At 68.6% G+C, this 26,453-nt stretch carries 24 protein-coding genes; 7 read left to right on the top strand and 17 right to left on the bottom strand.

The window, feature by feature from the left end; all coding sequences use genetic code 11:
• Positions 1 to 47: 47 nt before the first annotated feature.
• Positions 48 to 1,244: a 23S rRNA (adenine(2503)-C(2))-methyltransferase RlmN gene (gene rlmN / locus ACNKFW_RS10005; RefSeq protein WP_024843027.1), complete on the bottom strand. Its 1,197-nt coding sequence runs from the start codon at positions 1,242 to 1,244 to the stop codon at positions 48 to 50.
• Between the two features lie 109 nt (positions 1,245 to 1,353).
• A complete protein-coding gene (locus ACNKFW_RS10000; RefSeq protein ID WP_024843026.1) occupies positions 1,354 to 1,881 on the bottom strand; it encodes an invasion associated locus B family protein in 528 nt (175 codons plus the stop codon).
• Between the two features lie 151 nt (positions 1,882 to 2,032).
• Between ACNKFW_RS10000 and ACNKFW_RS09995 the strand changes: the two genes are divergently transcribed.
• Positions 2,033 to 3,019, top strand: a complete 987-nt coding sequence (locus tag ACNKFW_RS09995) for an asparaginase (protein ID WP_024843025.1) — start codon at positions 2,033 to 2,035, stop codon at positions 3,017 to 3,019.
• A gap of 181 nt (positions 3,020 to 3,200) precedes the next feature.
• Here ACNKFW_RS09995 and ACNKFW_RS09990 read toward each other — a convergent pair whose 3' ends face one another.
• The 4 genes from ACNKFW_RS09990 to fsa all read right to left on the bottom strand — a co-directional run bounded on the left by ACNKFW_RS09990 (position 3,201) and on the right by fsa (position 6,413).
• Positions 3,201 to 3,959, bottom strand: coding sequence for a TSUP family transporter (locus tag ACNKFW_RS09990; protein WP_418024237.1), 759 nt, complete (start codon positions 3,957 to 3,959; stop codon positions 3,201 to 3,203).
• A gap of 155 nt (positions 3,960 to 4,114) precedes the next feature.
• On the bottom strand, positions 4,115 to 5,053 hold the full coding sequence (locus ACNKFW_RS09985; RefSeq protein ID WP_418024235.1) for a tyrosine recombinase XerC: 939 nt from the start codon (positions 5,051 to 5,053) through the stop codon (positions 4,115 to 4,117).
• A complete protein-coding gene (locus tag ACNKFW_RS09980) occupies positions 5,050 to 5,760 on the bottom strand; it encodes a DUF484 family protein (protein ID WP_418024233.1) in 711 nt (236 codons plus the stop codon). The genes ACNKFW_RS09985 and ACNKFW_RS09980 overlap by 4 nt, the downstream gene beginning before the upstream one ends.
• Complete coding sequence (fsa, locus tag ACNKFW_RS09975; RefSeq protein WP_024843021.1) at positions 5,760 to 6,413, bottom strand: fructose-6-phosphate aldolase; 654 nt, start codon at positions 6,411 to 6,413, stop codon at positions 5,760 to 5,762. The genes ACNKFW_RS09980 and fsa overlap by 1 nt, the downstream gene beginning before the upstream one ends.
• Positions 6,414 to 6,664: 251 nt before the next feature.
• Here fsa and ACNKFW_RS09970 point away from each other — a divergent pair, with 251 nt between their 5' ends.
• The gene (locus tag ACNKFW_RS09970) at positions 6,665 to 8,866 is read left to right on the top strand and encodes a primosomal protein N' (RefSeq protein WP_418024231.1); all 2,202 of its coding nucleotides are present in this window, start codon (positions 6,665 to 6,667) and stop codon (positions 8,864 to 8,866) included.
• 337 nt (positions 8,867 to 9,203) lie between these two features.
• Here ACNKFW_RS09970 and katG read toward each other — a convergent pair whose 3' ends face one another.
• The 11 genes from katG to ACNKFW_RS09915 form a co-directional block, all read right to left on the bottom strand.
• On the bottom strand, positions 9,204 to 11,378 hold the full coding sequence (gene katG / locus ACNKFW_RS09965; protein WP_418024229.1) for a catalase/peroxidase HPI: 2,175 nt from the start codon (positions 11,376 to 11,378) through the stop codon (positions 9,204 to 9,206).
• 254 nt (positions 11,379 to 11,632) lie between these two features.
• Positions 11,633 to 11,899 carry a hypothetical protein gene (locus tag ACNKFW_RS09960; protein WP_418024227.1) on the bottom strand — a complete coding sequence of 89 codons (267 nt, stop codon included), beginning with the start codon at positions 11,897 to 11,899 and terminating at the stop codon, positions 11,633 to 11,635.
• The gene (locus ACNKFW_RS09955; RefSeq protein ID WP_418024225.1) at positions 11,856 to 13,310 is read right to left on the bottom strand and encodes a cytochrome D1 domain-containing protein; all 1,455 of its coding nucleotides are present in this window, start codon (positions 13,308 to 13,310) and stop codon (positions 11,856 to 11,858) included. Before ACNKFW_RS09955 ends, ACNKFW_RS09960 begins: the two co-directional genes overlap by 44 nt.
• Positions 13,285 to 14,508 (bottom strand): heme d1 biosynthesis radical SAM protein NirJ, encoded by a 1,224-nt coding sequence (gene nirJ, locus ACNKFW_RS09950; RefSeq protein WP_418024223.1) that lies wholly within the window; start codon positions 14,506 to 14,508, stop codon positions 13,285 to 13,287. Before nirJ ends, ACNKFW_RS09955 begins: the two co-directional genes overlap by 26 nt.
• Positions 14,509 to 14,521: 13 nt before the next feature.
• Positions 14,522 to 15,004 (bottom strand): AsnC family transcriptional regulator, encoded by a 483-nt coding sequence (locus tag ACNKFW_RS09945; protein ID WP_024843015.1) that lies wholly within the window; start codon positions 15,002 to 15,004, stop codon positions 14,522 to 14,524.
• Positions 15,001 to 15,474, bottom strand: a complete 474-nt coding sequence (locus ACNKFW_RS09940; RefSeq protein WP_024843014.1) for an Lrp/AsnC family transcriptional regulator — start codon at positions 15,472 to 15,474, stop codon at positions 15,001 to 15,003. The genes ACNKFW_RS09945 and ACNKFW_RS09940 overlap by 4 nt, the downstream gene beginning before the upstream one ends.
• Complete coding sequence (locus tag ACNKFW_RS09935; RefSeq protein ID WP_418024221.1) at positions 15,471 to 16,445, bottom strand: AsnC family transcriptional regulator; 975 nt, start codon at positions 16,443 to 16,445, stop codon at positions 15,471 to 15,473. Before ACNKFW_RS09935 ends, ACNKFW_RS09940 begins: the two co-directional genes overlap by 4 nt.
• Position 16,446: 1 nt before the next feature.
• Entirely contained in the window at positions 16,447 to 17,601 is a 1,155-nt protein-coding gene (locus ACNKFW_RS09930) for a cytochrome D1 domain-containing protein (RefSeq protein ID WP_418024219.1), read from the bottom strand.
• Positions 17,598 to 17,909, bottom strand: coding sequence for a c-type cytochrome (locus ACNKFW_RS09925; RefSeq protein ID WP_024843011.1), 312 nt, complete (start codon positions 17,907 to 17,909; stop codon positions 17,598 to 17,600). The genes ACNKFW_RS09930 and ACNKFW_RS09925 overlap by 4 nt, the downstream gene beginning before the upstream one ends.
• Entirely contained in the window at positions 17,902 to 18,762 is an 861-nt protein-coding gene (gene cobA / locus ACNKFW_RS09920) for a uroporphyrinogen-III C-methyltransferase (RefSeq protein ID WP_024843010.1), read from the bottom strand. Before cobA ends, ACNKFW_RS09925 begins: the two co-directional genes overlap by 8 nt.
• A 64-nt stretch (positions 18,763 to 18,826) precedes the next feature.
• The gene (locus ACNKFW_RS09915) at positions 18,827 to 20,617 is read right to left on the bottom strand and encodes a nitrite reductase (protein ID WP_024843009.1); all 1,791 of its coding nucleotides are present in this window, start codon (positions 20,615 to 20,617) and stop codon (positions 18,827 to 18,829) included.
• 126 nt (positions 20,618 to 20,743) lie between these two features.
• On the opposite strand from ACNKFW_RS09915, the gene ACNKFW_RS09910 reads away from it, so the two are divergent.
• The 5 genes from ACNKFW_RS09910 (at position 20,744) to ACNKFW_RS09890 (ending at position 26,451) form a co-directional block, all read left to right on the top strand.
• Positions 20,744 to 22,792, top strand: a complete 2,049-nt coding sequence (locus ACNKFW_RS09910; RefSeq protein WP_418024839.1) for a 4Fe-4S binding protein — start codon at positions 20,744 to 20,746, stop codon at positions 22,790 to 22,792.
• The gene (locus tag ACNKFW_RS09905; protein WP_418024216.1) at positions 22,789 to 23,706 is read left to right on the top strand and encodes an FAD:protein FMN transferase; all 918 of its coding nucleotides are present in this window, start codon (positions 22,789 to 22,791) and stop codon (positions 23,704 to 23,706) included. Before ACNKFW_RS09910 ends, ACNKFW_RS09905 begins: the two co-directional genes overlap by 4 nt.
• Before the next feature lie 74 nt (positions 23,707 to 23,780).
• Positions 23,781 to 24,233: a c-type cytochrome gene (locus tag ACNKFW_RS09900; protein WP_024843006.1), complete on the top strand. Its 453-nt coding sequence runs from the start codon at positions 23,781 to 23,783 to the stop codon at positions 24,231 to 24,233.
• Positions 24,234 to 24,246: 13 nt separating this feature from the next.
• On the top strand, positions 24,247 to 25,635 hold the full coding sequence (locus tag ACNKFW_RS09895; RefSeq protein WP_024843005.1) for a cbb3-type cytochrome c oxidase subunit I: 1,389 nt from the start codon (positions 24,247 to 24,249) through the stop codon (positions 25,633 to 25,635).
• A gap of 3 nt (positions 25,636 to 25,638) precedes the next feature.
• Positions 25,639 to 26,451, top strand: coding sequence for a CbbQ/NirQ/NorQ/GpvN family protein (locus tag ACNKFW_RS09890; protein WP_024843004.1), 813 nt, complete (start codon positions 25,639 to 25,641; stop codon positions 26,449 to 26,451).
• Positions 26,452 to 26,453 lie beyond the last annotated feature (2 nt).

Genomic DNA, 26,453 nt, shown 5'->3' with positions numbered 1-26,453 from the left:
CTTCAAATACCCATGCGGCCGGGCCGCAGGCGCAAGGCATGATGCCGTTAGGCGCGGGCCTCGGCCGCGATCTGGGCGGCGGATTTGCGGCCGCGCTCGGTCGCGGATTTCAGCTGGCCGCAGGCGGCCATGATGTCCTCGCCCCTGGGCGTGCGGATGGGCGAGGCATAGCCGGCCTTGTGGACGATGTCGGCGAAGGCCTCGATCCGCTCCCAGCTGGAACGGCGATAGGGCGAGCCGGGCCATTCGTTGAAGGGGATCAGGTTCACCTTGGCCGGGATGCCGCGGATCAGCCGGACCAGCCGGCGCGCATCCTCGTCGCTGTCGTTCACCCCGTCCAGCATCACGTATTCGAAGGTGATGCGTTCCGAGTTCGACAGCCGCGGATAGTCGCGCAGCGCATTCAGCAGCGTTTCGATGTTCCACTTCTTGTTCACCGGCACCAGCCTGTCGCGGGTCTCGTCGGTGGTGGCATGGAAGCTGACCGCCAGCAGGCAGCCGATCTCCTCGGCGGTCCTGGCGATTTCCGGGACGATGCCGCTGGTCGACAGCGTGACGCGGCGGCGCGACAGGCTGATGCCTTCGCCATCCATCACCACCTTCATCGCGTCGCGGACATTGTCGAAATTGTAGAGCGGCTCGCCCATGCCCATCAGCACCACGTTCGAGACCAGCCGCGTCTCGTCCTTGGGCGCGCCGGGCTTCGGCCATTCGTCCAGGTCGTCGCGGGCCACCAGCACCTGGCCGACGATCTCGCCCGCGGTCAGGTTGCGCACCAGCTTCTGCGTGCCGGTGTGGCAGAAGGAACAGGTCAGCGTGCAGCCCACCTGGCTAGAGATGCAAAGCGTGCCGCGGTTTTCCTCGGGGATATAGACGGTCTCAACCTCATGGCCGCCATTGATGCGCAGCAGGTACTTGCGGGTGCCGTCGGCGCTGATCTGGCGCGTGACGATCTCGGGCAGGGCGATCTCGAACTTCTCGGCCAGGAGCGCGCGGTAATCCTTGGCCAGGTTGGTCATCTGCGCGAAATCACGCACGCCCCAGTGATAGATCCATTGCCAGATCTGGCCGACGCGCATCCTGGCCTGCCGTTCCGGCGTGCCGGCCTCGACCAGCGCCTCGTGCAGCTGCTCGCGGGTCAGGCCGACCAGGTTGCGGCGCGCCGTCTCGGGCAGCTTGCGCGGGATGGTCAGCAGATCCTGGGTGATCGGGGCAGAGGGCGTGACGGGCGACGGGGCGTTCATGGCTGGCTTGTCCGGGCGGCAAGGGGGCAATGGGCCTATATAGAACAAGGCGGCCCAAAAGAAAACAGGGGCTCGCGCCCCTGTCCGCTGCGGTTCCGGCAGTTGCGGATTATTTGCAGGCGGCCTGGGCCTTGTTCGTCGCGGCGGTGATGCCCGACAGGCTGAAGGTGTCCTTGGTCACGGTGCCCCGCGCCGAGCGCCCGGTCACCACCGCAGTCGAGCCCGCCCGCAGCGCCGAGACCAGCTTGGCATCATCGGCCGGAGAGCCGGTCCAGGCGCTTTCGCCCTCGGTGAACAGCTTGAAGACATTGCCGCCGACATTCACCTCGACCGCCGAATCGGGGGCGAAGGGATAGCCGCCCGAGAACGAGACCTCGCCCGACTGGCCGGGCCGATAGGCGACGTAAAGCCGGATGTCGCCACGCGTCACTTCCTTGGGCTTGCCGTTCGTGTCCAGGTTCTGGGTGGATTTCGGGGCCGACACTGCCCAGCATTCCTTGGGGCTGGTCGCCGAGAAGACGGTCCAGTCGCCCTCGGTCCCGATCACATTCGTCGAGTCCTGGGCCAGGACCGGCGAAGACGCGGCGATCGCAATTGCGGCGGCTGCCGCTGCGGCGCGCGGCGCGAATTTCAACATGCTCTGGCCTCCTGCCATGGTCCGGTTTGTTCCGGCTTGTTGCCGATGACGGTGGTGTTTTCAACCATCTGGCGGCAAGATAATGCGAAAAGGAAGCCGTGAAAAACCCCCGTTCGCGGAAAATCGCGCGATTGTCAGAGGAAAAGCAACCATGACCGCAGCCAGACTCATCGAATTGTGGCGGGGCGGCATGCGCGAAAGCACCCATCTGGGCCATGTGGTGATATCGGACGCGAATGGCATCGTCGAAGCCTGGGGCAATCCGGGTGCGGTGATCTATCCGCGCTCGTCCTGCAAGATGATCCAGGCGCTGCCGCTGGTCGAAAGCGGGGCGGCCGATGCGGCGGGGCTGGGAAGCGAGCATCTGGCCCTGGCCTGCGCCAGCCATAGCGGCGGGCGCATTCATACCGAGCGGGTCGCGGCCTGGCTGTCCGGCCTGGGGCTCGACGACGGCGACCTGCGCTGCGGCGCGCATCTGCCAGGCGATCCGGCCGAGCGCAAGCGGCTGATCTGCTCGGACGAAAGCCCCTGCCAGGTCCACAACAACTGCTCGGGCAAGCATGCCGGTTTCCTGACGCTGAAACGGCACATGAATGCCGGCCCGGAATATGTCGAGATCGACCATCCCGTGCAGCGCGCCGTGCGCCGCGCCTTCGAGGAGGTGACGGGCGAGACCGCGACCGGCTGGGGCATCGACGGCTGCTCAGCACCGAATTTCGCCTGCACGGTCGAGGGGCTGGCCCATGCCATGGCCGGTTTCGCCCGGCCGGGCGCCGGCGCGCGGGGCTGGGCGCAGCGGCGCCTGGTCGAGGCGATGCTGGCCCATCCGGAGCTGGTCGCCGGCGAAGGCCGGGCCTGCACCGAGTTGATGCGGGCCATGCAGGGCCGCGCCGCGGTCAAGACCGGGGCCGAGGCGGTTTTCGTCGGCATCGTCCCCGAACGCGGGCTGGGCATCGCGCTGAAGATCGCGGATGGCGGCACCCGCGGCGCCGAGGCCGCGATTACCGCGCTGATGGTGCATCTGGGCCTGCTGGAGGAAGCCCATCCGGTGGTGCAGAAATACCTGACCGGGCCCATGCGCAACTGGCGCGGCCTGGCGACGGGCGAATTGCGCCGGGCCGAGGGGTTCCCGAGCTGATCCGGGCGCGCAGCCTTCCCGATCAGATCGGGGGCTTTGCCCCCGCGCGTTCCGCGCTCCCCCAGGATATTTGGACAAGAAAGAACCCCAGGCCCCGGCCGCTTCTTCCTTGGGCAAATATCCTGCGGGGGAAGCCCGTCGGGCTTGCCCGGCGGGCGTGGGGGCGCAAAGCCCCCAACCTTCAGAGAATCTGCCAGATCAGCCGCAGCGCCAGCGCGGTCGAGGTTGCGACCAGCAAGGGCTTGATGACCCGCGCACCGATCCGTATCGCCAGCCTCGCGCCGAGCAGGGCGCCGGCAATCTGCGCCAGCGCCATGACGGTGCCGACCAGCCAGAGCGGCTTGCCTACCGCCGCAAAGGCGACCAGCCCGCCCAGGTTCGAAGCGAAGTTCAGCAGTTTCGTATACGCCGTCGCCTTGAGGATGCCGTAGCCGGCCAGCATGACGAAGCCCAGCATGAAAAAGGATCCCGTGCCCGGCCCGACCAGCCCGTCATAGAAGGCGACGATGGGCACGACCGAGGCGGTGAAGGCGGCCGGGGCGATGCGGCGCATGCGGTCGGTATCGTTCAGCCCCGGCTTCAACGCGAAGAAGGCGGCGATGCCGATCAGCAGCAGCGGCAGGCCGTAGCGCAGCGCCTGCGCCGGGATCCAGCTGACCAGCAGCGCGCCGCAAAGCCCGGCCGCGAAGGCGACCGCCGCCGCGCCGCTCTGCCCGCGCAGGTCCACGAGCCCGCTGCGGGCATAGGAGATCGCCGCCGTCCCTGCGCCGAAGACGCCCTGGACCTTGTTCGTGGCCAGCGCCTGTGCCGGCGGCAGGCCGGCCAGCATCAGGGCGGGGACGGTGATCAGCCCGCCCCCGCCGGCGATGGCATCGACGAAGCCGGCGGCGAATGCGGCGCCGGCCAGGAGCAGCACGAGATCGAGGGAGAGTTCGAACATGCCGCCCCTTTGGGATGCCGCGCGGGAAATGTAAAGCCGGCGCGGGCGGCGGGGTCGCATGGGTATTTGCGGAACGAAGAAGTTCTGGCGAAAGGCCGGGCGCGGCCTCTGCCGGTCGCCCGGCCGGTTGGGTATTTGGGAAAGGGCGAAACCGCTCAGGCGCGGGGATGGGCGGCGCGATAGACCGCCATCAGGTGGGCGTCGTCCACGCCGGTATAGACCTGGGTCGTGGACAGGCTGGCATGGCCCAGCAGCTCCTGGATCGTGCGCAGGTCGCCCCCCGCCGCCAGCAGATGCGTGGCGAAGGAGTGGCGCAGCGCATGCGGCGTTGCCGTCGGCGGCAGGCCCAGCACCTGGCGCGCCTGGCGCATCGCGGACGCGACCAGCGTGGGGCTGAGCCGGCCGCCGCGGGCGCCGCGAAACAGCGGCGCCTTGGCCTCCAGCGGATAAGGGCACAGGCGCAGGTAATCGGCGATGGCCTTGCGCGCGATGGGCAGGACCGGCACCTGGCGTTCCTTGCCGCCCTTGCCGCGGAGTGTCAGCACCTCGCGCAGCGGCCAGTCGGCGCCGTCGAGCCCCAGCGCCTCGGAGATGCGCAGCCCGCAGCCCCAGAGCAGCGTCAGCACCGCCGCGTCGCGGGCGGCGATCCAGGCCTCGGGATGGGCGCTGGCGGCGATGTCCAGCACCGCCTGCGCCTGGTCCGGCGCCAGCGGCCGCGGCAGCGAGCGGGTGAATTTCGGGCTGCGCGAGGCCAGCGCCCTGGAGGCGTCGAAGCCGTGGCGGTCCGACATCCAGCGGATGAAGCTGCGCGTCGCCGAAAGCCTGCGCGCCAGCGAGCGGGGCGAAATCCCGCGGTCGCGCTCGGCGGCGGCAAAGGCCCGCATGTCGGATTGCGTCAGCCCGGCCAGCGTCGCCGGCAGGGCGGGCGTGCCGTGATAGCCGCCGAGGAAGGCCAGGAAGGCCAGAAGGTCGGCCTGATAGGCGCGGATGGTGTGGTCGGAACGGTCGCGGGTCGCGCGCTCGCTGTCGAGCCAGCGCGCGAGGTTCTCGGCCATGGCCGGGGCCAGCGCCAGGGGCTTGGCCCCGCCGGTCATGTCCTGAGCCAGGAGATCAGCACCAGCCGGAATGCCTGGCCGAAGAAGCGCAGAAGATCCGTGCCCTGGGCTGGGTTGAAGCGCCCCAGATCGGCCGAGCCCATCAGCAAGAGCGCCGGGAAGCGGCCGGGGCCGAGATCGATGGGCAGCAGCGCCTCGGAGCGGATCGGCGCGCGGGCCTCGCCATGGAAGGGCAAGGTCTCGCGCGCCACGCGGCGCAGCACGATGTCGTCGCCGCGCGGCATCCGCCGCCCGCCCGAGATCAGCCGGGCCACCGTGCCGGAGGGCGCGATCACCAGCGGGCCGCTGGCCTCGGGCGCCGGGATCTCGCCGCCCGATTCCATCACCAGCCGCAGGGTTTCCACCCGCAGGATCGGCGCCACGGCGATGTCGAGGTTTTCCAGGAACTCCTCGAAATCCGTCGGTTCCAGCAGCGACAGCACGGCGCGGTGGATGGTGTTCATCCCCGACTGGTTGTCATAGGCGGCCGAGATCACCGATTCATGCGCCGCCTCGAGCCGGTCCAGCCGCGCCTCCAGCGCCTGCATGGCGCGGCCGCGAATGTCGATGACGTTCTCGCCCACCTCGGCCTCGCGCGCGCCGATCAGCGCGCGCATCAGGTCGCGGTCGGAGAGGATCAGCTCGGGCTGCGCCAGCAGCCGGGCGCGGATGTCCTCGGTCAGTTCGGCCGCGGTTTGCTCGGTCATCAGACGATCTTCTGCCCGGTCTTGGCCCAGTCGGCGGTGAACTGCTCCAGCCCCTTGTCGGTCAGCACGTGATTCGCCATCGCCTTGATGACCGCGGGCGGCGCGGTGATCACGTCGGCGCCGATGCGGGCGGCGTCGGTGATGTGGTTCACCGAGCGGATCGAGGCGGCCAGGATCTGGGTCTGGAAGTCGTAATTGTCATAGATCTCGCGGATCTGGGCGATCAGTTCCATGCCGTCGAAGTTGATGTCGTCGAGCCGGCCGATGAAGGGGCTGATGAAGGTGGCGCCGGCCTTGGCGGCCAGGATCGCCTGCGCGGCCGAGAAGCACAGCGTCACGTTCACCTTGTGGCCCTGCGAGGACAGCGCCTTGCAGGCTTTCAGCCCGTCCCAGGTCAGCGGCACCTTGACGGTGATGTTCGGGGCGATCTTCACCAGGTGCTCGCCCTCGCGGATCATGTCCTCGGCCTTCAGGGCGACGACCTCGGCGCTGACCGGGCCCTCGACGATGTCGCAGATCTCCTTGGTGACTTCCAGGATGTCGCGGCCCGATTTCAGGATCAGCGACGGGTTGGTGGTGACGCCGTCCACCATGCCAAGGTCGTTCAATTCGCGGATCGCGGCGACGTCGGCGGTATCGACAAAGAATTTCATGGGAGGGAGCCCTTCTTGCGGTTTTGCCGTTGGTTTAGCGCATAACAGCCGGCGCGTGAAGTCCGGCCTGCGCGGCTTGCGGGGCATGGCGCCGGCGTGCCACTATCCCGGCCTCATGCACGGAGAGAATGTCGTGGAAGCCCTTCAGCCCGATCTCGTCGCCCTGTTGCCGGCCCTGGCCGCCGGTCCGTTCCTGGTCGGAAACTGGCCGCTGCTGCTGCTGATCGGCTGGGCGGCGCTGCCGGCCTGAGATGTCCCCGCCGCTCTTCTATCCCCATGGCGCGCGCATCGCGGTGCTGACGCAGGAGGTGGTCGGCATCCTCGACTATCTCGCGCCCGAGGGCGGCGTGCGGCTGGGCCAGCTGGTCGTGGTGCCGCTGGGCCCGCGCCGGGTGATGGGCGCGGTCTGGGGGCCGGGGATCGGCGATTTCGACGCGGCCAAGCTGCGGCCGGTAGCGCGGCTGATCGACGCGCCGCCGCTGGCGCCGGGGATGATCGAGTTCCTGGTGCGCATGGGCGAATACACGCTGACGCCGCTGCCCTCGCTTTTGCGCATGGCGACGCGGGCGCCGGATCTGGACCAGCCGCCCTCGGCCCGGCGCATCATCCATCGCGCCGGGCCGGAGCCCGCGCGCATGACCGATGCCCGCGCCGCCGTGCTGCGGGTGATCGAGGATCACGGCGGCGCCGGCTTCGCCCCGGGCGAGCTGGCGCAGCTGGCCGGGGTCAGTGCGTCGGTGGTGCAGGGGCTGGTCAAGGCCGGCACGCTGGCCGAGGTGCTGGCGCCGCGCGACGTGCCCTATCCGAAGCTGGATCCCGGCCTGCCGGGCAAGCCGCTGGCCGAGGACCAGACCGAGGCCGCCGAGACCCTGCGCGCGGCGCTGAAGACCCGCGGCTATGGCACCACGCTGCTGCGCGGCGTCACCGGCTCGGGCAAGACCGAGGTTTACCTCGAGGCGGTCGCGGAATGCCTGCGGCAGGGCCGGCAGGCGCTGGTGCTGCTGCCCGAGATCGCGCTTTCGGCCGAGTTCCTCGACCGGGTCGAGGCGCGCTTCGGCGCCCGGCCGGGCGAATGGCATTCCGGCATCACCCGCAGCGAGCGGCGCCGGCTCTGGACCATGGCGGCCACGCATCATGTCGGGCTGGTGGTGGGCGCGCGTTCGGCGCTGTTCCTGCCCTTTGCCGATCTGGGCCTGATCGTCGTCGATGAGGAGCACGATTCCAGCTACAAGCAGGAGGATGCGGTCTATTACAGCGCCCGCGACATGGCGGTGCTGCGCGCCAGCATCGAGGCCGCGCAGGTGGTGCTGGCCTCGGCCACGCCCTCGGTCGAAAGCTGGGTGAACGCGGCCACCGGCAAATACCGCCGTCTGGACCTGCGGGCGCGCTATGGCACGGCAGACCTGCCCGAGATGGGCACCATCGACCTGCGCCAGCAGGAGATGGAGAAGGGCCGCTGGATCAGCCCCCGGCTTGCCGCCGAGATCGCGCTGCGCAAGGAACGCGGCGAGCAGTCGCTGCTGTTTTTGAACCGGCGCGGCTATGCGCCGATCACCGCCTGCCGCGCCTGCGGCCAGCAGATCGGCTGCGACCATTGCGACGCCCGCATGGTCGAGCATCGCTTCCAGAACCGCCTGGTCTGCCACCAATGCGGCGCGACCAGGCCGATCCCGACTGCCTGTCCCGCCTGCGGCGTCGAGGGCAAGATGACCGCCATCGGGCCGGGGGTGGAACGGCTGGCCGAGGAAGTGGCCGAGCGTTTCACCGAGGCGAAGGCGACGGTGCTGTCCTCGGACCTGTTCCATTCGGCCCGGGCGCTGAAGGAGGCGATCGCCGAGATCGGCGCCGGCGGCACCGATATCATCATCGGCACGCAGATCGTCGCCAAGGGCCACAACTTCCCGCGCCTGACGCTGGTCGGCGTGATCGACGCCGACCTGGGCCTGCAGGGCGCCGACCTGCGCGCGGCCGAGCGCAGCTTCCAGCTGATGCGGCAGGTCGCCGGCCGGGCCGGGCGCGAGGGTGGCGATGCGCGGGGGCTGGCGCTTCTGCAGACCCATCAGCCCGAGCATCCGGTGATCCGCGCCATCCTGTCGGGCGAGGACGAGGCGTTCTGGGATGCCGAGGCGGCGGCGCGGCAGGCGGCGGGGATGCCGCCCTTCGGCCGGCTGGCCGGGATCATCCTGTCGCATCCCGACCAGCCGGTGGTCGAGGACTATGCTCGCGAACTGGCCCGCCGCGCCGAGCCGCTGCGCGCCATCGGCGCCGAGCTGTTCGGCCCGGCGCCGGCACCCATCGCCCGCATCCGCGCGCGCTACCGGGTGCGGATGCTGATCCGGGCGCCGCGGCAGGCGCCGGTGCAGGGCGCGATTTCGCAATGGTTGCAGGCGGCGCCCAAGCCGCCGACCAATCTGCGGCTGGCGGTGGACATCGACCCGCAGAGCTTTCTCTAGGCGCAAGCCGCGCTCCGCGCCCTGCGACGGTATGCATGGCCAGCACAAGCGGCGGGCCGATGAAGCCGCCCGGCCCGCGTCTTCTTCGTTCTGCAAATACCCCCCCGCAAGCTTTCCGGCAGCGCCGAGATCGCAGAGTCTGGCCCGACAGTGAAGGGCCGCCCGGCCGGCCCGCATAATCCCCGGCTCCGGGTGGACCGGGTCGGGCGGGCGTGGGGGCCGCATCGATCGCGGCATGAAAAATCCCCAGGAACCGATGGTTCCTGGGGCTGCAATCGTTACCACTACCAATCCCCCGGGCAAGCGTCGCCGGGCGCCGTCCAGGGGCAGGAACGGATTACGACCGCAGATCGAAACGGTCGGCCTCCATCACCTTCGCCCAGGCGGCGACGAAATCCGCGACGAACTTGCCGCCATTGTCGTCCTGGGCATAGACCTCGGCATAGGAGCGCAGGATCGAGTTCGAGCCGAACACCAGATCCAGCCGGGTCGCCGTCCATTTCACCGCGCCGGTCTTGCGGTCGCGGATCTCGTAATGGTCGCCGGCCTTGGCCCAGGTATTGGCCATGTCGGTCAGGTTCACGAAGAAATCCGTGGTCAGCGCGCCCTCGCGGTCGGTGAAGACGCCGTGCTTGCTGCCGCCATGGTTGGTGCCCATCGCCCGCATGCCGCCGACCAGGACCACCATCTCGGGTGCGGTCAGGCCCATCAGCTGAGTGCGGTCCAGCATCAGTTCCTCGGGGGCGACGGCATAGTCCTTTTTTAGCCAGTTGCGATAGCCGTCATGGATCGGCTCCAGCACCGCGAAGCTGTCGGCATCGGTAATCGCGTCCGTGGCGTCGCCGCGGCCGGGCGAGAAGGGCACCTCGACGTCATAGCCCGCCGCCTTGGCCGCCAGTTCCACGCCGACATTGCCGGCCAGGACGATGGTGTCGGCGACGCTGGCGCCGAACTCGGCTGCCAGCGGCTCCAGCACCGAAAGCACCTTTTGCAGCCGGGCGGGTTCATTGCCTTCCCAGTCCTTTTGCGGGGCCAGGCGGATGCGCGCGCCATTGGCGCCGCCGCGCATGTCCGAGCCGCGGAAGGTGCGCGCCGAATCCCAGGCGGTCGCCACCATCTCGGCCACCGTCAGCCCGCTTTCGGCGATGCGCGCCTTGAGCCCGGCGATGTTCCAGTCGCGGTTGCCGGCCGGAACCGGATCCTGCCAGATCAGGTCTTCGGTCGGGGCCTCGGGGCCGATATAGCGCGCCTTCGGCCCCATGTCGCGATGGGTCAGCTTGAACCAGGCGCGGGCGAAGGCGTCGCTGAACGCCTCGAAATCGTTCATGAAGCGCAGCGAGATCTCGCGATAGATCGGGTCCACTTTCAGCGCCATGTCGGCATCGGTCATCATCGGCATGTGGCGGATCGAGGGATCCTCGACATCGACCGGCTTGTCCTCGTCGGCAATGCTGATCGGCTGCCATTGCGAGGCGCCCGCCGGGCTGTGGGTCAGCGTCCATTCATGCTTGAACAGCATCTGGAAGAAGCCGTTGTCCCATTGCGTCGGGTTGGTCGTCCAGGCGCCTTCCAGGCCCGAGACCATGGTGTTGCGCCCGATGCCACGGCCCTTGGTGTTCATCCAGCCCAGGCCCTGGAACTCCGGCTCGGCGGCCTCGGGATCGGGGCTGAGGTCGGCGACATTGCCGTTGCCGTGGCACTTTCCGATGGTGTGGCCGCCGGCGGTCAGCGCCACGGTTTCCTCATCGTTCATGCCCATGCGGGCGAAGGTCTCGCGCATCTGGTAGGCGGTGGCCTGCGGGTCCGACCGGCCGTTCACCCCCTCGGGGTTGACGTAGATCAGGCCCATCTGCACGGCGGCCAGCGGGTTGGCCAGCGTCTCGGCCTTGGTCACGTCGTCATAACGGCTGTCGCTGGGGGCCAGCCATTCCTTTTCCTCGCCCCAATAAGTGTCCTTTTCGGGGTGCCAGATATCCTCGCGGCCGAAGGCGAAGCCATAGGTCTTGAGGCCCGCGACCTCATAGGCGACGGTGCCGGCCAGCACGATCAGGTCGGCCCAGGAGACCTTGTTGCCGTATTTCTTCTTGATCGGCCACAGCAGGCGGCGGCCCTTGTCGGTGTTGACGTTGTCCGGCCAGCTGTTCAGCGGCGCAAATCGCTGGTTGCCGGTATTGGCGCCGCCACGGCCGTCGCTGGTCCGGTAGGAACCGGCCATGTGCCAGGCGGTGCGGGCGAACATGCCGACATAGCTGCCCCAGTCGGCCGGCCACCAGTCCTGGCTGTCGGTCATCAGCGCGCGCAGGTCGGCCTTCAGCGCCTCGACATCCAGCTTTTTCAGTTCTTCGCGATAGTTGAAGTCCTTGCCCAGCGGGTTGGTCTTGCTGTCGTGCTGGTGCAGGATGTCGAGGTTCAGCGCATTGGGCCACCAGGCCGTGACCGAGCTGCCCATCGCGGTGTTCCCGCCATGCATCACCGGGCATTTGCCGGTGGTCTTGATGTCGTTTCCGTCCATGATAGCTCTCCTTTTGCTGGGTCGCGTCACCGGGGCGACGCAGGTACCGGGTGCGGAATATGGCTGTCATGCAACCGCAGCATGCGTCTCCTGCGAATCTGCATATCCTCTTGAGACAGGTTCTAGCAGCTTTCGGAATTATTGTAATTTATAAGTTTTAATTTACATGATAATTTCTGATTATGACATGGGGCGACCTGTCCGTGGCCCTTGCGCCGGTGGCGTGGACGGGCCTTCGTGGTCGGCGAAAGGGGTCAGCCGCGCGGCCGGGCGCGGTCCATCAGGCTGCGGATCCAGTGGCCCGAGGCCCAGGCCGCCGGGACGCCCAGCACCACCGCCGCGCCGGCGGCCTGCATGGGCGGCAGCACTGGCAGGCCGGTCCAGCTGGCCAGCAGCGACAGCATGAACAGGTTGATCCAGACCGCCGCCGCCGCGAAGGGATAGAACAGCAGCGCCAGTTTCCAGGCCGGCCAGCCGTCAGTGGCTGGTTCCGTCCTCGAAGGTGATCTTGTTCCAGACATTGTATTTCCCCGAAGGCTTGCGCATCGGCAGCCGTTTCACCTCGTCCAGCGTCCTGGCATCATAGACCACGACCGCGCCCTCGTCCTCCCACAGCGAGACCAGCACGTGACTGCCGTCGCGGGTGAACTCGCTATGGGCGAAGGTCTGGCCCGGAAAGGGCGCCAGCGTCTTGACGATCTCCAGCGTGTTCTTGTCGATCACATGCATCTCGTCCTTGTGCGGGCCGAAGAACACGTCGGCCCAGACATAGGGGCTGGCGGCATGGCCACGCAGGAAGAAGCCGGGACCAACGGTCTTGATCTGCTTGACCAGGCTCCAGTCCTGCATGTCGATGACCGAAAGCACGCCCTCGCCCAGATGCGGGGTGGCCATGACGCGGCGGCCGTCCCGTTCCCAGGTGATGCCCGAGCCCAGATGCGGCATGCCGGGCAGGGGCAGTTCCGCCACCTTGTGCCCGTCGTCCAGGTCGATCACCACGCCCTTGTCGCCGTCGCGGTTGGCCCCGATCAACTGCCGATAGTCGGGCGAGAAGAAGAAATCGTCCAGCGGCTCGTCGATGGGGATGCGGCGGATGGACAGGTCGGCGGTCGCGACCTCCCAGATCTCGGGTGCGTCCTTCAGCGCCAGCACGAAGCTTTCGCGCTGCGGCGCCTGATAGACGGCGCTGACCCGGCTGGGGGTGCCGTCCACCTCGGTCTCGATCAGCCGCAGCGGGTTCAGGTCGGCATCCAGGATGGTCAGGCTTTCCGGCAGGTAGTTCGCCACCGCGATGCGCTGGCCGTCCGGGCTGATAGCGATGTTGCGGCTGTTCAGCGCGGCGCGAATGCGGCCGACCTCGGCCAGCGTCCAGATGTCGTATTTCTGCACCCAGCCGTCGCGCGACATGATGTAGACGAAGCGCCCGTCGGGGCTGAATTTCGGCCCGCCATGCACGGCGAAGGGGGTGGCGAAGCGGTCCAGCACCTCGAACGTGTCGCCGTCCAGCACGCTGACGTGATGGTCGCCGGTCTCGACCACCAGGGTGATGTTCAGCGGATCGGCGGCAAAGACCGGCTTTTCCGCCGGCTGGTAGTCGGCATTCATCTCGCGGCTGGCGGCGATCTGGTCGGTGCCCCAGTCGGGGCGGTCTTCCAGCGGCGTGGTGACGTAACCCACCAGCGCGGCGATGTCCTCGGGCGACAGCCGGTCGGCGAAACCCTCCATCTGGGTCGAGACCCGGCCCTGGGCGATCACCGCGTCGATGCCGCGCAGCCGGCCCAGGGTCTCGGGGATCAGCGCCGGGCCGGTGCCGCCCAGCCGGTCCTCGCCATGGCACGACGCGCAATGCTCGGCATAGTCGGCGGCCGGGTCGGCATGGACCGCCAGCGGCAGGGCGAGCAGCAGGCTAAAGAAAGCGATGGGCCGGATCATGGCTTTTTCCCCGGAAAGGCGTGACGGCAAGGCGGTCCAGGTCGGCGCCCTCGGCGCCGATCTCGGAGCCCGAGAGATAGCAGGCCGGATCCTCGGCCCAGGGGTCGCCGGTCAGTTGCAGCGCCCGGATGCGGGTATTGCCGCCGCAGACCGCCTGATAGGCGCAGGCACCGCAGCGCCCCTTCAGCGGCCGCGGCCGGGTGCGCAGCGTGGCCAGGATCGGGTCGTCCCCGGTCCAGATCGCCGAGAACGGCCGCTCCTTGACCGAGCCCAAGGTATAGTCCGACCAATAGGTGTCGGGATGGACGCGGCCCTGCGGGTCGATATTGCCGACGCCGAGGCCCGAGGAATTGCCGCCCCAGGCCTGCAGATGCGCGCGCAGATGCGCGACGGCGGCGGGCGCAAAGCGCGTCTCGGCCCAACGCAGGAAATAGACCGCATCGGCGTCGTTGTTGCCGGTGACGACCTCCAGCGGCTCGCCCCGCTCGACCGCCTGCCAGGCGCGGGCAATCAGCAGGTCCATGGCGCGGCGGGTGCGGGCATGTTCGGTATCCTCGCCCCGGTGCTTGTCGCCGCGCCCGGCATAGACCAGATGCGACAGGTAGAACTTGTCCACGCCCTCGTCGCGGCACAGGTCCAGCATGGCGGGCAGGTGATGGGCATTGCCCTCGGTGATGGTGAAGCGCAGGCCCACCTTGACGCCCCGCGCCTTGCAGGCCCGCACCCCGGCCAGCGCCTGGTCGAAGGCCCCCTCGACGCCGCGGAACCAGTCGTTCACCGCCCCGATCCCGTCGAGCGAGATGCCGACATAGTCGAAGCCCAGCCCGGCCAGCCGCTCCACGTTGCCGGCGTCGATCTTGGTGCCGTTGGTGGACAGCGACAGGTGGCGGAAGTCCAGCCGCCGTGCCTCCTCGGCCAGTTCCCAGAAGTCGAAGCGCGACATCGGCTCGCCCCCCGACAGGATCAGCGCCGGGATGCGGAAATCCGACAGGTCGCGCAGCACCGCCATGGCCTGGTCATGCGAAAGCTCGCCCGGAAAGGGCCGGTCGGCCGAGACGGTATAGCAATGGCGGCATTTCAGGTTGCAGCTGCGGGTCAGGTTCCAGATCACCACCGGGCGGACCGCATCCGGCCGGCTGCGGCGGCGCGGCGGCGAGGGGTCCAGAAGCTGGTGCATATATTGGGTCAGGCGGAACATGGCTTTGCCTTTCTTAGCCGTCCTTCAGGCGCAGGCCGGTCTTTTTCAGGATCCGGGTGGAATAGAGGATGTCGTCGGCCCGGCAGGCGGCGCCCAGCAGCGCGCGGACCTGGGCGCGCTTTTGCTCGACCTCGGCGCGGCTCTGGCCGTGCAGCATGGCGAACAGGTTGTAGCGCCAGACCGGCGCGCGCGGGCGCAGGTAGCAATGCGTCACGAAATCCAGCGCGCCGATCCTTTCGCCCAGGGCCTCGGCCTGCGCGTCGTCCACGTCCCAGACGCTCATGCCGTTGGCGATCATTCCCAGCGCATAGTGGTTGGGCGCGATGGCGATGCGGCGGATCACGCCCTGCGCATGCAGGATCGACAGCCGGGTGATGACCTGCGTCTCGGTCAAGCCCAGCTCGGCGGCGATCCGGGCATAGGGCGCCTCGTCCAGCGGCAGGCCGGCCTGCGTGGCGGCGATCAGCCGGCGGTCGGTATCGTCCAGGACCGTCATGCCGCCACCCGAAAGCCGATGAAGAACTCCCGCAGCTTGGGAAAGCGCCAGACGGTCAGCCCGGTTTCGGCCTCGATGCGCCCGGCGGTCTCGGCGATGCCTTCGGGCGTGGCGGTGGCCAGCACGAACCACATGTTCAGCGCATGATCGCGGGCATAGTTATGCGCCACCTCGGGATGGGCGTTGACCAGCGCGGCGATGCGGTCGAAATCCGCCTGCGGCGCGGAAAGCGCGCAAAGGCAGAAGGCCCCGCCCATCGCCGCGGCGTCGTAGAACGGGCCGAAGCGGGTGATGGCGCCGATCGCGCGCAGGCGTTCCAGCCGCTCGATCAGCTGGGCGCCGGTCAGGCCAAGCGCCGCGCCGGCATCGTCGAAGGGGCGGGGGGTCAGGGGAAACCCCTCTTGCAGGCGGTTCAGGATGGCGCGGTCGGTATCGTCCAGCGCCTCGGGCGGCAGGGTCTGGCGGCTCATGCGGCAACCTCGGCGATGACGGCGCCCCGCTGGCGAAAGCAGCGGGTCGAGAACAGGATACGATGCGGCACGCCTTGCAGTTCGGGCAGGGCGCGGGCCTGGACCAGCACCTCCATCGCCTCGGCGCGCGAGCGGGCGTGGATCATGCAGAACAGCGGCCAGTTCCACAGCCCCGGCACCGTGCGGCGCTGATAGCACAGCGTCACGCCGGGCACTGCGGCCAGCGCCGTTCCGGCCGCCTCGACCGCCGGTTCGGGCAGGCGCCAGACCACCATGGCGTTTTCGCACCAGCCAAGCGCACGATGCCGCACGATCACGCCCACGCGGGTCAGGATGCGCGCCGCCGCAAGCGCCCGGATGCGCGAGATCACCTCGGCCTCGCTGCGGCCGAGCGCCTGCCCCAGCGCCACGAAGGGGCGCGGCACCAACGCCAGCCCGGTGGTCAAGGCCTGCATCAGCGCCTTGTCGCGCGGGCGCAGGACGTCCAGGTCGGCGGGCCGGTCCAGCGCCATGGCGCGGCGCGGGCCGATCAGCGGAAAGCCCAGGTCGATGTTGAAGGCCCGCACCAGCGGCAGCGACAGGGGCACCAGCCCCGTTGCCGTCTCGATCCGGACCAGGCTTTCCTCCAGCGCCTCGGCATCGGGAGCGGTGGCGACGAACCACAGGTTCCAGTCGCTGCCCTCGCGCAGATAGGAATGGTTGACGCCGGGCTCGGCCCCGACCAGCGCCGCGACCTTGTCGATGCGCCGCACCGGCACGCGCAGCGCGGCCAGCGTCGAGGCGCCGGCGGTGTTCGGCCGGCAGGTGGCGCCGATGCGGGCGATCAGCCCCTCGTCGCGCAGGCGGGCCAGGCGGGCGATCACCTCGGCCTCGCTGGTGTCGAGGCGGTTGGCGATGGCGGCGAAAGGCCGGGTCTCCAGCGGCAGGTCGCGCTGGAAACCGTCAAGCAGGCGCAGGTCCAGATCATCCATGTCATAACCCCGTGCGATGCGCGCGATCGGTGAAGAAGATGCCCGAGGGCGCGCGGGCCTCGATCTCGCCCAGCACCTCGCGGGTGCGGGTGTCGCGGATCTCGACCCGGTCCTCGTCGCGGACCGACAGCCAGACCTCGCGCCCGCGCGGGGCGAATTCCATGTGCAAGACGCCCTTGCCGGGGGTCAGCGTGTCCAGAACCTCGTGGGTCAGCACATCGACCACTTGCAGCTTGTCGTTGTCGGGCGGGGCGAAGTTCACCCAGACCTCGCGCTTGTCGGGGCGGGCCAGGGCAAAGACCGGCTGGCCGGCCAGGTCGGTGCGGGCGATCTCGGTCAGGTCCGCGGCATCGACCCAAAGCAGTTGGTGCAGCCCCACGGCGGGCAGGGCGAAAAGCCCCTCGGCCAGCGTCCAGCCTTGCAGATGCGGCATCTTGTAGACCGGCAGGTCCGGCTGGTCCTTGCCGTAATCGGGCAGGAAGCGCGTGACCTTGGGCGGATCCTGCCACAGATCGACCTGCACCAGCCCCTTTTCGCCGAACAGCCCGACGATATAGTGCCGCCCGTCGCCGGTCAGCAGCGCGTCATAGGGATTGGCGCCGATGCCCTCCAGCTTGGTGACTGCCGGCTGCGCGGCATCGGTGGAATGGTCGAGGATCCAGACCTCACCCGTGTCCCAGGTCGCGACGACGAAGCGCGAGCCCGGCGCATCGGCGATGCCCACGGTCTTGGAGCCCATCGGCACATCCGCCACCAGTTCCAGCGTCTCGGCGTCGAAGACCTTGACGCCGCCCGGCTCGTAATTCGCCACCGCCACCAGCCGGCCGTCGTCCGAGATGGCGCCGCCGATGGAATTGCCGGCCTGCACCACGCGGCGGACCATCTGCCGGGTCAGGATGTCGACCTTGGTCAAGCCGCCGTCGCGGCCGAAGACATAGGCGAAGCGTTCGTCGGGGGAATAGACCAGGCTGGCATGGGACAGATCGCCCAGCCCCTCGATCCGGCCGAGCGCGGCGCGTTCGCTGCGATCCACGACCAGCAGCGAGCCGGCCTCGCGCTCGACGATCAGGCCCAGATCGCCGGTGCCGCGCAACTCGTCGGCCAGCGCCGGGCTGGCGATCAGCAGGAGGGCGGCGAGAGTTGCCTTGAGCATCATTCCGTCTCCGTCGTCAGAAGGTAATCGGCGATCCAGCGCGCCTCGTCCTCGGTCAGCAGCGGGCGCCAGCCGGGCATGGCGGTGCCGGGCATGCCGTCCAGGATCACGCCGCTCAGGTCGTCGACGTCGCGCCCGGCCAGCGCCCCGGCGGTGATCGGCCGGCCCAGCCCGCCGGTCAGCCGCAAGCCGTGGCAGGAACCGCAATCCTGCCGCACCAGATGGCGCAACTGGTCCTGCCGCGCGGCATCGGGCGGTCCCGCAACCGCGGTCCCGGCCAAAAGCGCCAGCAGGAGCGCCAGCCTAGCCATGCGCCACCAGCCGCCATTCCGGGCGGTAAAGCCCCTGCGGCAGGGCGCCATCCTCGGCCAAGGCCGCGACATGGCCGACGATGAACAGCACCGGCGCCGGCAGCGGCTCGGCCGCCAGGGCGGCGGCGATGCCCGACAGCGTGGCGCGCAGTCGCCGTTCCTGCGGCGTGCTGGCCTGCGACACGGCCAGCACCGGCAGGTCGGCGGGCATGCCGTGGGCGATCAGCTCGGCCGCGATCTCGGCCATGTTCGCCGCGCCCATATAGACGGCCAGCGTGGTCTGCGGATCGGCCAGCGAGGCCCAGTCGAGGTCCAGCGCCGCGTCCCGCGCCCGGTGGCCGGTGACATGGCGCAGCCCGGTCGCGAGCCCGCGATGCGTCAGCGGAAACCGGGCCGAGGCGGCCGCCCCCTGCGCCGCGGTGATACCGGGCACATAGTCGCAGGGGATGCCGGCGCGGATCACGGCCTCGAACTCCTCGCCGCCGCGGCCGAAGATGGTCGGATCGCCGCCCTTGAGCCGCGCCACGGTCAGGCCGGCGAGGCCCAGTTCGACCAGCAGGGCGTTGATCTCATCCTGCGGCACCGGATGGAAGCCCGCCGCCTTGCCCACCGGGATGCGCCGGACATGGGCGGGGACGCAGGCCATCACCTCGTCCGAGACCAGCCGGTCATGCACCACCACATCCGCCTGCTGCAAAAGCCGCAGCGCCCGCAGCGTCAGCAATTCCGGGTCGCCCGGACCGGCGCCGATCAGATCGACCCTGCCCAGTCCCGCCTTGCCCGCTGCCGCGTCGTTCAAGTTGCGCGCGGCCATGCCTGGCGCCGCGCCGCCCGTCACCGTCTTGCCGGCCATGTCGAACCCCATTGAAATACTGCCGGAGCGGGGGCGCGAACGCCCCCGCCTGGGTCGTGACCGCTCAATAGGTGTCGGTCATGGTGTTGTAGACGTTGAACTTGCCGGTGGGCGTCACCAGCCGCTCGTCCTTGATGACGTGCTTCAGTTCCAGCGTCTTGTCGTCCACCACGACCAGCGCCGATTCCTGGTCCTTGCCGTTCCAGACGCTGAACCAGACCTCGGTGCCGTCCTTGTTGAACTCGCCCTGCACGACGCGGGGCTGGCCTTCGGTGATGCCGGCCCATTCGGCGATGGGCAGGGTCTTGAACTCGGGGTCCGAACCGTCGCCCGTCATCGCCTTGATGTCGAAGACCGCGACCGAGCCGGAAATCTCGGCCTCGGGGTTCAGGGTCGCATCGACATAGAGATATTGCGAGTTCGGGTGCGTCTTGATGAACAGCGAGCCGCCCCCCAGCGCCGGGAAGCTGTCGAGAATCTTCCAGGCATTGTCGGGATGGCCCTCGGGATCGGTGCCGATCAGCGCCACCGAATCGTCGCCCATATGCGAGGTCGCCCAGACCGGCCCGAAGGTCGGGTGGACGAAGTTCGCGCCGCGGCCCGGATGCGGGGTCTGGCCGCCGGTATCCTCGATCGCGACCAGCTTGCCTTCCTTGGTGTCGATCACCACCAGCTTGTTGCGGGCGTTCGCCGCGGTGATGAAATAGCGGTGCGAGCCGTCCAGGCCGCCGTCGTGCAGGAAGCGTTCGGCGCTGATCTCGGTGGTCTTGAGGTTGTCGAGGTCGGTATAGTCCACCAGCAGGATCTTGCCCGTTTCCTTGACGTTCACGATGAACTCGGGCCGGTAATGGCTGGCGAGGATCGCGGCGACGCGCGGCTCGGGGTGATATTCCTGCTCGTCATAGGTCATGCCGCGCGTGGACTGGATCTTTTTCGGCTCCAGCGTCTCGCCGTCCATGATGACGTATTGCGGCGGCCAATAGGCCCCGGCGATGGCGTATTTGTCCTCCCAGCCCTCCATCTTCGAGGTCTCGATGGAACGCGCCTCCGAGCCGATCTTGATCTCGGCAACGGTGGTGGGCTCCTTCATCCACAGGTCGATCATGTTGACCTTGCCGTCGCGGCCGATCACGAACAGGTAGCGGCCCGATGCGGACAGCCGGCTGATATGGACGGCATAGCCGGTGTCGAGGACCGACTTGATCTCGTAGGTGGCGCCGTCGATCAGCGCGATCTGGCCGGCGTCGCGCAGGGTGACGCTGAACAGGTTTTCCAGATCCCAGTCGTTTTCCTGCTGGGTCGGCCGGTCTTCCGGCGCGACATGCACCTTCCAGGATTCGCGCATCTCCTTCATGCCGAATTCCGGCGGCGCGGCCGGGTCCAGAAGCAGGTAGTTGGCCATCAGGTCGACCTGCTCGGCCGACAACTCGCCCGAGGTGCCCCAGTTCGGCATCCCCGCCGGCGAGCCGTAGGTGATGAAGCTTTGCAGATAGTCAAAGCCCAGATCGCGGGTCAGGTCAGGGGTCAGCGCCTTGCCGGTCGCGCCTTTGCGCAACACGCCGTGGCAGCCGGCGCAGCGTTCGAAATAGATCTTGTTGGCCTCGTTGTATTGGGCATCGGACAGCGCCGAAACGCCCTCGGGCGCGCCGGGCGCCGCGACATCCTGCTGCGCAAGGTTGTCCAGCGAGGGCTCATAGCGATTGTCGGTGCGCGTCTTGTGGTCCTCCAGCGCGGCGGCTGGATCCTTTGGCGGTGCGACCTGTTCCTGTGCCGAGGCCGCAAGCGGTCCAAGGACAAGGGCCAGGGCTGCCGAGGCCAGGAGGCCGGGTCTGGCGAATGGAGTCCTTTGTCTCATCTGGCTTTCCTATTTGCTGGCGCGCGTTCACGCCGTTCCTGTGCGGAATTTGCGCGCAAGGCTTTGACCATTGTTAAGGCCGGGGTGCGGCATTCGCGCCATCTGCAGGGAAACCCTGGGATGCGGATGGCGATGCCGGTCAAATTTCCTCTTGCCCCCTGGCGCCTGCTGCCGGCGTTGCTGGCGCTGGTGCTGCTGATTCTGCCGGCGGGGGCCGAGCCGCCGGCCGCCCCCGACGCGATGCTGGCCCAGGCGCTGTTCGACGCCGAGGGGCCGGTGGTGCTGGACCGCCGCGAAACCCCGGCGCCGGGCTGGCGCGTCAGCCGCGACGGCCAGGCGTTGGGCATGATCGGCTCGACCTGGGAGATCGCGGCGACCACCGGCTATTCCGGCAAGCCGCTGGACGTGCTGGTCGCCGTCACGCCGCAAGGGGTCATCGCCGGGGCCAGGCTGGTGCGCCAGACCGAGCCGGTGCTGAGCCTGGGCATTTCCGAGGCGCATATCGCCGCCTATGTGGACGGCTTTCGCGGCGTCGATCTGTCGCAGGGCGAAGCACGGGGCCGGGCGCTGCCGGACGCGATCTCCCGCGCCACGGTCTCGACCGGGGTGATTCGCGACGGCATCCTGCGCAGCGGCCGGGTGCTGGCCCAGGCGCAGGGGCTGGGCGGCGGCGGCATCGACCGCGTCGGCTACCGCCCCGCGACCTGGGCCGAACTGCTGGCCGAGGGGGCCTTCGGCCATGCCTCGATCTCGATGGCCGAGGCGGCGCGGGCCTTTGCCGACGCCAAGGTGGCCATCGAGCCCTCGGATGCGCCCTTCCTGGACCTTTATGCCGGGCTGATCGACCCGCCGACCGTCGGGCGCAACCTGCTGGGCGCGCGGGACTTCACCGCCGTCGCGGGCGCCCTGCAACCCGGCCAGGCGCTGGTCGCGGTGCTGTCGCGCGGGCTTTACAGTCCGCGCGGCGCGGATTGGCGCCGCTCGGGCCGCTTCGAGCGCATCGGTTTCGAACAGGGCGCGCTGCGGATCGAGCCGCAGGACGGCGATTTCGTCATGGTCGAGAAGCTGGCGCTGCCCGACGCGCCGACCTTCAGGGAAATAAGCCTGTTCCGGCTGAACATCGACCCGGCTGCTGGCGGCATCGATCCGCGCCGGCCCTTCGACCTGGTGGTGACGGCAACCCGGCCGCTGGCGGCGGGTGGCGCGGGGGCGTTGCCCATCCGCGCCACCATCCGCCTGCCCGCGGCCTATACCGTCGCCGACGCCCCCGCCGTCCCGCTGTGGCAGGAGTTCTGGCTGAAAAAGATCCCCGGCATCGCCGTGGTCGGCGCCATGCTGTTCGTGCTGGCGCTGATCCTGTTCGGGCAAGAGGCGCTGGTGCGCCGTCCGCGGCTGTGGCGCCGTGTGCGGCTGGGCTTTCTGGCCACGACGCTGGTGGTGCTGGGCTGGGGGCTGAACGGCCAGCTTTCGGTGGTGCAGGTGGTGGCCTTCCTGAACGCGCTGCTGTCCGGCTTTCGCTGGGAAACCTTTCTGATCGAGCCGATCATCTTCCTGATCTGGTCCGCCGTGGCGCTGGGGCTGCTGTTCTGGGGCCGCGGCGTGTTCTGCGGCTGGCTGTGCCCCTTCGGCGCGCTGCAAGAGCTGATGAACGCTGCCGCCCAGCGGCTGGGGGTGCGGCAGATCGCCGTGCCGCAGGCCCTGCACGAACGGCTTTGGGTGATCAAGTACACGCTGTTCGTCGCCATCGTGGCGCTGAGCTTTTACAGCATGGAGCAGGCACTGATCCTGGCCGAGGCCGAGCCGTTCAAGACCGCGATCTCGATGCGCTTCCTGCGTGCCTGGCCCTTCGTGCTCTTCGCGCTTGCGGTGCTGGCGGGCGGGCTGTTCATCGAGCGGTTCTATTGCCGCTATCTCTGCCCGCTGGGGGCGGGGCTGGCGATCCCGGCCAAGCTGAAGATCTTCGACTGGCTCAAGCGCCGCCCGCAATGCGGCCGCGAATGCCGGCTGTGCGAGACGAAATGCACCGTCGGCGCCATCGACCCGCTGGGCCGGATCAACCCGAACGAATGCGTGCTGTGCCTGCGCTGCCAGGTGGTGATGAACGACCCCGGCACCTGCCCGGTGCTGAAACGCCGCGCCCGCAGCACCGCCGCCCCGACCGGAGAAGCGCCATGAACCGCCGCCGTTTCCTGCTGCTGACCGCCTGCGCCGCGCTGCCCGGCATGGCGAAGGCCGCGCCCGAGGAATGGCAGGGCCGCGCCATGGGTGCCGATGTCGCCCTGCGGCTGCACGGGGCAAGCCCGGCGCAGGCCCGCGGCTTCTTCGCCGAGGCGGCGCGGCTGCTGGCCCATGTCGAAAACCTGTTCTCGCTGCATCGCGATTCCGATCTGGCGCGGCTGAACCGCGACGGGCGGCTGCGCTTTCCCGCTGCCGGGATGGTGGAACTGCTGGCCCTGTCAGACCGGCTGCACCGTGCCACCGGCGGCGCCTTCGACCCGACCGTGCAGCCGCTGTGGCTGGCGCGGGCGCGGGGCGGGGACGAGGCCGCGGCCCGCGCCCTGGCCGGCTGGGATGCGGTCGCCTGGTCGCGGTCCGAGGTGCGGCTGGCCCGCCCCGGCATGGCGCTGACCTTCAACGGCCTTGCCCAGGGCTGGGCCGCTGACCGGCTGGCCGAGGCGGCCGCGCGCCACGACCTGACCGACCTGCTGATCGACGCGGGCGAGATCCGGGCGCTGGGACCGCGGGGCTGGCGCGTGGGACTGGCCGATGCCGCGGGGCACGAGCATCGCCGCATCCGGCTGGACGGTCGGGCGCTGGCGACCTCGTCGCCCGGCGCCACGCTGATCGGGCCGCGCGGCCTGCCGCATATCCTGTCGCCGGATGGCGGGGCGGCACCGCTTTGGGACACGATCTCGGTCAGCGCAGACAGCGCGGCCATGGCCGACGGGCTTTCCACCGCGCTTTGCCTGATGCCGCCCCAGGCCGCCTGCGCCGCGCTGGCGCGTTTGCCGGGCTGCCGGATCGAGCTGGCGATCGCCGCGTCGGGGGCGGAATTTCCCGGTAAAACCCCAAGCTTTTGCCTCGCTTGACTTTCATCAATGAGCGACTCGCGCTTGCCGGACAGTGAGGTCACATCGGAAACAACAAATAGGGGACCCGCGTCATGAGCGACATCATGACCAAGAACATGGCCCGGAACGTCTTCTACGGCGGGTCCATATTCTTCATCCTGATCTTTGGCGCATTAACCGTACACAGCCATATCTATGCCCGCACCAAGGCCGTGGATGAAAGCCAGCTTACCCCTTCGGTCGTCGAGGGCAAGCATGTCTGGGAACGCAACGCCTGCATCGACTGCCATACCCTGCTGGGCGAGGGCGCCTATTTCGCCCCCGAACTGGGCAATGTCATGAAACGCTGGGGCGTGCAGGACGATCCCGAAACCGCCGTCGAGACGCTGAAGGGCTGGATGGAATCCATGCCCACCGGCATCGAGGGCCGCCGCCAGATGCCCCGCTTCGAACTGACGGACGAGGAATTCCGGGCGCTGAGCGATTTCCTGCTGTGGACAGGCACGATCAACACCCAGAACTGGCCGCCGAACGACGCGGGCTGAGGGGGAAACAGAGATGAGATACCATTCACAACGCATCGCCTATGCCTATTTCCTGGTGGCCATGGTGCTTTTCGCCGTGCAGGTCACGCTCGGCCTGATCATGGGCTGGATTTATGTCAGCCCGAATTTCCTGTCCGAGCTCTTGCCCTTCAACATCGCCCGGATGCTGCATACCAACAGCCTGGTGGTCTGGCTGCTCCTGGGCTTTTTCGGCGCCACCTATTACATCCTGCCCGAGGAGGCCGAGCGCGAGATCCATTCGCCGCTCTTGGCCTGGATCCAGCTGGGCATTTTCGTGCTCGGCACGGCGGGCGTGGTCGTGACCTATCTGTTCGACCTGTTCCACGGCCACTGGCTGCTGGGCAAGGAGGGGCGCGAGTTCCTGGAACAGCCGAAATGGGTCAAGCTCGGCATCGCCGTCGCCGCGGTGATCTTCATGTACAATGTCAGCATGACCGCGCTGAAGGGCCGGCGCACGGCGGTGACGAACGTGCTGCTGATGGGCCTGTGGGGGCTGGTGCTGCTGTGGCTCTTTGCCTTCTACAACCCGGCGAACCTGGTGCTGGACAAGCAATACTGGTGGTGGGTCATCCACCTGTGGGTCGAGGGCGTGTGGGAGCTGATCATGGCCGCCATCCTCGCCTTCCTGATGCTCAAGCTGACCGGCGTGGACCGCGAGGTGGTCGAGAAATGGCTTTACGTCATCGTCGCTACGGCGCTGTTCTCGGGCATCCTGGGCACCGGGCACCACTACTATTGGATCGGCCTGCCGGCTTACTGGCAGTGGATCGGCTCGATCTTCTCGAGCTTCGAGATCGTGCCCTTCTTCGCGATGATGTCATTCGCCTTCGTCATGGTCTGGAAGGGCCGGCGCGACCATCCGAACAAGGCCGCGCTGGTCTGGAGCCTGGGCTGCACCGTGCTGGCCTTCTTCGGCGCCGGGGTCTGGGGTTTCCTGCACACGCTGCACGGGGTGAACTACTATACCCACGGCACGCAGATCACCGCCGCGCATGGCCACCTGGCCTTCTATGGCGCCTATGTCTGCCTGGTGCTGGCGCTGGTGACCTATTGCATGCCGCTGATGAAGAACCGCGACCCCTACAACCAGGTGCTGAACATGGCCTCGTTCTGGCTGATGTCCTCGGGCATGGTGTTCATGACGGTGACGCTGACCTTTGCCGGCACGGTGCAGACCCATCTGCAGCGCGTCGAGGGCGGGTTCTTCATGGACGTGCAGGACGGGCTGGCGCTGTTCTACTGGATGCGTTTCGGCTCGGGCGTCGCCGTGGTGCTGGGGGCGCTGCTGTTCATCTATGCGGTGCTGTTCCCGCGCCGCGAGGTGGTCACAGCCGGCCCGGTGCAGGCGCACAAGGACGGCCATCTGGAGGCTGCGGAGTAAGCCATGAACGCGCATGTGAAAACCGAACGGAACGGGGCGGCCAACGCCCCCTTCTACCTGCCGCAGGGCGACGAGGTCGCGGTCTTCGAGGCCGCCGCCGCGAACGACCTGCCGGTGCTGCTGAAAGGCCCGACGGGCTGCGGCAAGACCCGCTTCGTCGCCCATATGGCGGCGCGGCTGGGCCGGCCGCTTTATACCGTGGCCTGCCATGACGACCTGTCGGCGGCCGACCTGATCGGGCGCTACCTGCTCAAGGGCGGCGAGACGGTCTGGACCGACGGCCCGCTGACCCGCGCCGTGCGCGAGGGCGCGATCTGCTATCTCGACGAGGTGGTCGAGGCGCGCAAGGATGTGACCGTGGTGCTGCACCCGCTGACCGACGACCGCCGCATCCTGCCCATCGACCGCACCGGCGAGGAAATCGAGGCGGCGCCCGGCTTCATGCTGGTCGCCTCCTACAACCCCGGCTATCAGAACATCCTGAAAACGCTGAAGCCTTCGACGCGGCAGCGTTTCGTGGCCATGGAGTTCGACTTTCCCGAACCCCGGCACGAGACCGAGATCGTTTCCCGCGAAAGCGGGCTCGACCGCGACCGCACCCTGGGGCTGGTGCGGCTGGCGGGCAAGATCCGCGGCCTCAAGGGCCAGGATCTGGAGGAGGGGGTCTCGACCCGGCTGGTGGTCTATGCCGCCAGCCTGGTCGCGCGGGGCATGTCCATCGACCGCGCCATCGAGGCGGCGATGATCGAACCCCTGACCGACGATGCCGAGGTCAAGCGCGGCTTGCGCGACCTGGCCGCGGCGATCTTCGGTTAAGG

Source organism: Paracoccus sp. TD-10, assembly GCF_048270675.1.
In the GTDB taxonomy this organism is placed as follows: Bacteria; Pseudomonadota; Alphaproteobacteria; order Rhodobacterales; family Rhodobacteraceae; genus Paracoccus; species Paracoccus pantotrophus.
The sequence above is the reverse complement of the archived record's forward strand: the minus strand, read 5'-3'. Positions and strand labels throughout refer to the sequence as shown.